The 6,237-nt window shown below is 63.0% G+C and carries 5 protein-coding genes; all 5 read left to right on the top strand.

What is annotated here, in order from left to right; genetic code table 11:
• Nucleotides 1-431, top strand: a 431-nt coding sequence (locus tag VWY34_RS06855) for a hypothetical protein (protein WP_416544708.1), incomplete at its 5' end; no start/stop codon positions are given.
• A gap of 53 nt (nucleotides 432-484) precedes the next feature.
• Nucleotides 485-1,066 (top strand): c-type cytochrome, encoded by a 582-nt coding sequence (locus VWY34_RS06850; RefSeq protein ID WP_416537573.1) that lies wholly within the window; start codon nucleotides 485-487, stop codon nucleotides 1,064-1,066.
• A gap of 13 nt (nucleotides 1,067-1,079) precedes the next feature.
• Complete coding sequence (locus VWY34_RS06845) at nucleotides 1,080-1,970, top strand: c-type cytochrome (protein ID WP_416544707.1); 891 nt, start codon at nucleotides 1,080-1,082, stop codon at nucleotides 1,968-1,970.
• Between the two features lie 44 nt (nucleotides 1,971-2,014).
• Nucleotides 2,015-3,397 carry a multicopper oxidase family protein gene (locus VWY34_RS06840; protein WP_416544706.1) on the top strand — a complete coding sequence of 461 codons (1,383 nt, stop codon included), beginning with the start codon at nucleotides 2,015-2,017 and terminating at the stop codon, nucleotides 3,395-3,397.
• A gap of 200 nt (nucleotides 3,398-3,597) precedes the next feature.
• Nucleotides 3,598-6,102: a heavy metal translocating P-type ATPase gene (locus tag VWY34_RS06835; protein ID WP_416544705.1), complete on the top strand. Its 2,505-nt coding sequence runs from the start codon at nucleotides 3,598-3,600 to the stop codon at nucleotides 6,100-6,102.
• The last annotated feature ends 135 nt before the right edge of the window (nucleotides 6,103-6,237 follow it).

Raw genomic sequence — 6,237 nt, 5'->3', positions numbered from 1 at the left:
GCATCTTTGTTTCAGCCGCTGAACCTGGCCGCGACAATGGGATGAACGGAGCCTTGTGCCTCTTTTCCAGAGTAGAAACCGGAGCCGGAGTTGCAACCGGGGCCAGATCGGCAATCGGCTCCGTGCTGCTGGCGGCCTGCCTGCTGATAGCGGCGCTCGTCCTTTCGGCAAATCGGGCAGAGGCCCATGGTGCCAGCGGGGAGGTGCAGATCGCGGTCTCGGTTCAGGACATGGATCGAGATGTGGCGGGTAGCCGCCCTGCGGATCATTGTCATGGCAGCTCGCTTTGTGGTGGGGTTGCGGTTCTGTTGGGCAGCTGGCCGTCGATGCAGCCCGATCCGCGGAACTTTCGTCCTGATCTGCCGTTGATGCTGCTGCGACCGCTGGCCATCACCGGGTTTGAACCACCGCCGCCGCGTGGCCGGTCCTGAAGACTGATCCTGCGCATGTGACGCGCATTCTGGACCTCAATCGGGAAAACAAGATGACATGTTCCAAACTGCTTACCGGCGCTGCATTGGCGTCGCTCATTTCCGTGGCTGCCTATGCGCATAGCGGCGCCACAGGCGTTGTAAAAGAACGAATGGATGGCATGGATGCCATGAAAGCCAGCATGAAGCTGCTGGCGCCGATGATGCAGGGGCAGACGCCCTATGATGCTGCGGTGGTTCGCGAAGAGGCGCAGACAATTCAGACCCACGCAGGGGAGGTCCTGACGGGGCTGTTTCCCAAGGGAACCGACGGGCATCCCTCAGACGCCAAACCCGAGATTTGGGCCGATTGGGAGGGGTTTGCCGATCTTGCGCTGCAATTGGAGACCTATTCCGAAGGTCTGGCCCTGGCGGCCGAGAACGGCTTGATGATGGCCGGTGCCGAGGGGACGGGAATGATGTCGAGCGGGGCGATGATGGGGGCCACTGCGATGGGAGCAGGAGGCATGATGGGCGGTCAGATGATGGGGGGACCACGAAGCGCCGAGGCCCTGCAGCAGATGCCTGCCGATGCTGTCTTCACCATGCTGAGCCAAACCTGTTCGGCCTGTCACACCCGTTTTCGTAAAGAGTGAGAGGGGGAGACATATGTTTCGTTATCTCCTTGCCGCCTCGGTGACGGTGTCGGCCGGGCTTGCCGCGGTGGCGGCCTGGCCGATCGGCACGAGGCCGAGTGCGCTTGATCTGGACGGCGACGTCGCCCGCGGAGCCTATCTGGCAAGGGCGTCGGGATGTATTGCGTGCCATACAGATTTTTCCAACGGTGGCGCAGCGCTTGCGGGTGGGGCGAAGATCGAAACGCCGTTCGGGGATCTCTACGCGCCCAACCTCACGTCGGATCGCGATCATGGGCTGGGCAGCTGGACGGTCGACGTCTTTGCCAAGGCTGTTCGCCAAGGCGTGTCTCCAGAGGGGCAGCCCTATTATCCGGCGTTTCCCTACCCGTTCTACGGCAATTTCACCGATCAGGATATTGCCGATCTCTGGGCGGCATTTCAGACCGTTCCCCCGGTGGCGCAGCCATCGAGGCCGCCGGAAATGGCGTTTCCCTTCGACCAGCGATGGGGGCTGAAGCTCTGGCGTCTGGCGTTTCTTGAACCGCCGCGGACAGATCCGGTCGCCGGAAAGGATGATCTATGGTCACGTGGTCGACTGCTGGTCGAGGGGGCCGCGCATTGTGGCGCCTGTCATACGGGCCGCAATCTGCTCGGCGCGCGGAAGACGGGCACCGCACGTTTCAAGGGCAATGATGTCTTGCCGGGGGGAGGAAAGGCACCTGCCATTGATCCCCCATCTCTTCTGGCACGCGGTTGGAGCGTCGACAGCCTGGCCTATGCCCTTGGTACGGGGGTGATGCCGGATGGCGACGTCTTTGGCGGGACGATGGGCGAAGTTGTCCTATATGGAACCGCATTCCTGACCGACACGGACCGCAGGGCCATGGCGACCTACCTGCTTGATGACCAGCCCGGTGCGTGATGAGCGCGCCGAACAGCAGTTCCAGAGACAGAAGGAGAGACGGTATGATCCTTAACCGCCGACAATTCCTGGGGGGCGCCAGTGCCATGGCGCTTTGGCCCCGGACCAGCGCTGCGGCTGCCGCGCCGCGCCTTCTTGAAGCGAGACCAAGCCGCGTGCAGCTGGTGCCGCCGGAATTTGGCGACCACCCGGAGACAGAAGTCTGGGGGTTTGATGGCACCGTGCCCGGCCCCCTCATCCGTGCCCGCCAGGACGAGCTGCTGCAGGTCCGCCTGACCAACAGCCTGCCGCAGCCAACAGCCGTACATTGGCATGGGCTGCGGGTTCCCAATGCCATGGATGGCGTGCCCGGAATGACACAGGATGCCGTCCTGCCCGGCGATGGGTTTCTCTATGAATTTCCGATGAGGGATGCGGGGACCTATTGGTATCATTCGCACAATCAGTCGACCGAACAGGTGGCGCGGGGGCTCTACGGCGTGTTGGTTGTCGATGAGGCCGACGCCCCGGATATTGACCAGGATATCGTGGTTGTCCTTGATGACTGGCGTCTGAGCGAGACGGCGCAGATCACCGATGATTTCGGCGCGATGCACGATTGGACCCACGCGGGGCGGCTGGGCAATTTCATCCATGCCGCCTTGACGCCGCAGGTCTCTGAGGTTCAGCAAAATCAGCGCCTCAGGCTGCGGCTCGTCAATGTGGCGACGGACAGGATCATGGCGGTATCGCTGCGTGGCGTGACCGGCAGGATTGTCGCCCGCGACGGGATGCCGCTGCAAACCCCCGAGGATCCCGGCATCATGGTTCTGGGGCCGGCGGAACGGCTGGATATCATCGCGGATGTTTCGGCGGCACCGGGTGAGAACGTCCAGATCGTTCTCCATGAAGGCGAGACCGGTTATCTGTTGCAGGAGATCGACGTAAGCGGCCGTCATGCCGACGCTGCGCGCGGCGCGGTTGCGGCATTGCCGGACAATCCGGTCACACGGCTGGACAGTCTGACAGAGGCGCGCAGTGTTCCCTTGGTCATGGAGGGAGGCGCGATGGGCGGTCTGCGCCAGGGCCGTTACAAGGGGGAACTGCTGACATCGCGCGAGCTGGTCGCGGCCGGGCAGATCTGGACATTCAATGGCGAGGCAGGGTTGCCGGCCGAACCGATGGTGACAGCCGAGAGAGGCGAAATCATCCGGATCCCCATCGAGAACAACACCGCCTTTCCCCATGCGATCCATCTGCATGGCACACATTTCCAGGAGGTGCTGCCAGACGGAGGTTTCGGCCCGCTGAAGGACACCCTGCTGATGGCACGTCAGGAAACCCGCGAAATCGCCTTTATCGCGGATAATCCGGGCGACTGGCTGCTGCATTGTCACATGCTTTCGCATCAGGCCGCCGGTATGAAGACCTGGCTGCGTGTCAGATGACGAAACACCTCCGCAGCAGAACAGACCGCTCCGGCCAGACCCTTGGCTGGTGCGGTTAATGGGGGGAGGTGTCTGCACCGGCGGGCCAGTGCCGCTTTGGGCGTATTGCCGGTGAGGGCGAAAAACTGCAACTCTGGTATTGACCTTCCAGTCGCTGGAGACCCTACATCAGCAGCAACATAGAGTTTATTGGTGTTGTCATGACGGAAAATCTTACTACCCGATTTCAAATTACGGGCATGAACTGCGCCTCCTGCGTGGGCCGCGTGGAGCGTGCGCTGGCGGCCGTCCCCGGTGTGTCGGAGGCGACCGTCAATCTGGCGAGCGAAAGCGCCCGCGTCAGCCATGATGCAAAAGTCACGGCTGCGGATCTGGCCGATGTTCTGGCGGGGGCAGGCTATCCCGCCGTAACCGAGGAAGTCACGCTGGAGATTGCGGATATGTCCTGCGCGTCCTGCGTCGGTCGTGTGGAGCGGGCATTGCAGAGCGGTGATGGTGTGCTGACCGCATCCGTCAATCTGGCGGCAGAGACGGCCACGATCCGCTATGCGGCGGCGGCGATCACCCCGGCAGAAATTGCAGCCCTCGCCACCGAAGCGGGCTACCCGGCGCAGGTGAAATCGGCGGAGATGTCTGACCAGCAGGACCGGAAAGCGGAGGAAATCCGCAGTCTGGCACGACGCACCCTGTTGGCCGCGGCGCTTGCCCTGCCGGTGTTCATCATCGAGATGGGCAGCCATGTCATTCCGGGGATGCACCACCTGATCTCCTCTACCATCGGGTTGCAGACCAGCTATTACCTCCAGTTTGCATTGACCCTGATTGTGCTGTTCGGACCGGGCTTGCAGTTCTATACCAAAGGCTTCCCGGCGCTGTTCAAGGGGGCACCGGATATGAACTCGCTTGTTGCGCTGGGAACCTCGGCCGCTTTCGGGTTTTCTCTGGTGTCCACATTTGCGCCCGATGTCCTGCCGACGGGCACCGCCAATGTTTATTACGAGGCGGCGGCGGTTATCGTTGTCCTCATCCTGCTTGGTCGTCTGCTGGAAGCACGGGCCAAGGGCCGGACCGGTGAAGCGATCCGCAAACTTGTGGGATTGCAGGCAAAAACCGCGCGGGTTGAACGTGACGGCAGGGTCGTGGAACGGCCAATCGACGACATCGTGGCGGGCGATACCGTGCATGTGCGCCCCGGGGAAAAGATCGCCGTGGACGGGGTTGTGCTCAGCGGGGCCTCCTATGTCGACGAAAGCATGATCACCGGCGAACCGGTCCCGGTTGAAAAGACCGAGGGCGCGCAGGTCGTCGGTGCGACCGTCAATGGCACAGGTGCGCTGACGTTCCGGGCAGAGAAGGTCGGCAGCGACACCATGCTGGCCCAGATCATCCGCATGGTGGAACAGGCGCAGGGTGCGAAATTGCCTATTCAGGGACTTGTGGACCGGATCACACATTGGTTCGTCCCTGCTGTCATCGCGGTTGCGGCGCTGACGGTTGCGATCTGGTTCCTGTTCGGGCCGGATCCGGCGTTGAGCCTGGCTCTGGTTGCGGGTGTTGCGGTGCTGATCATCGCCTGCCCCTGCGCGATGGGGCTGGCCACGCCAACCTCGATCATGGTTGGCACCGGGCGCGCCGCAGAACTGGGTGTCCTGTTCCGCAAGGGCGATGCGCTGCAAATGCTGCAGGAAACCACCGTTGTGGCGCTGGACAAGACCGGCACGCTGACAGCGGGGAAACCGGCGCTTACGGATCTGAGACTGGCGGAGGGCCGGCAGGAAACCGATGTGCTGGCGCTGGTTGCCGCAGTGGAGCAGCACTCCGAACACCCGATCGCCGAGGCCATCGTGCAAGCCGCCCAGTCGCGCGGGCTTCAGATACCTGCAACGACATCCTTTCAGTCCATCACCGGCTATGGGGTGAGGGCGGAGGTTGACGGGCATCAGGTGCTTGTTGGTGCCGACAGGCTGATGGTCCGGGACGGCGTGGAACTTGGCGCCCTCGCCGAGCAGGGCAGGGCGCTGGCGGGCAAGGGGAAAACACCGCTCTTTGCCGCCATCGACGGCAAGATTGCCGCCGTGATCGCAGTGGCCGACCCAGTAAAGCCCACCACCCCGCAGGCCATCGCGGAGCTACACCGGCTTGGGCTGAAGGTGGCGATGATCACCGGCGACAATGAGGTCACCGCAAAAGCGATCGCTGCGGATCTCGGGATTGATCATGTGGTGGCCGAGGTGCTGCCCGAGGGCAAGGTTGCCGCGCTGGACGATCTGCGCATGGGGAGCGGCAAACTGGCCTTTGTCGGCGATGGGATAAACGACGCGCCCGCCCTGGCTGCCGCCGATGTTGGCATCGCCATTGGCACTGGCACCGATGTCGCCATCGAAGCTGCCGATGTTGTCCTGATGTCGGGCGATCTGACCGGGGTCGTGAATGCGTTCAACCTGTCGCAGCGGACCATGAAGAATATTCGTCAGAACCTGTTCTGGGCGTTTGGCTATAACACCCTGCTGATCCCGGTTGCAGCGGGGGTGCTCTACCCGTTCGGTGGACCGCTTCTGTCGCCGGTGCTGGCCGCCGGGGCGATGGCCTTGTCGAGCGTTTTTGTCCTGACCAACGCGCTGCGGCTCAGATGGGTGCGCCCGTCGATGGCCCCCTCAGAAGCCGCCGCGCGGCCGGAACCGGGCGCTGTCGCCGCCCGGGCCTAGCGCCAGCTCAACGCCACGGGCATGAGCGGCCATATCAGGCGCGGCAAATGTAGATCAACTGCGATCCATTGAGGCAGGCAGCGGTGGTTGCCTGCCTCAGCTTATGACAGGCCTATGCGTGTCGGGATCGAGCGC

Origin of the sequence: Phaeobacter sp. JH20_02 (assembly GCF_048056915.1) — a bacterium.
Classification (GTDB): Bacteria; Pseudomonadota; Alphaproteobacteria; order Rhodobacterales; family Rhodobacteraceae; genus Phaeobacter; species Phaeobacter bryozoorum.
The sequence above is the reverse complement of the archived record's forward strand: the minus strand, read 5'-3'. Positions and strand labels throughout refer to the sequence as shown.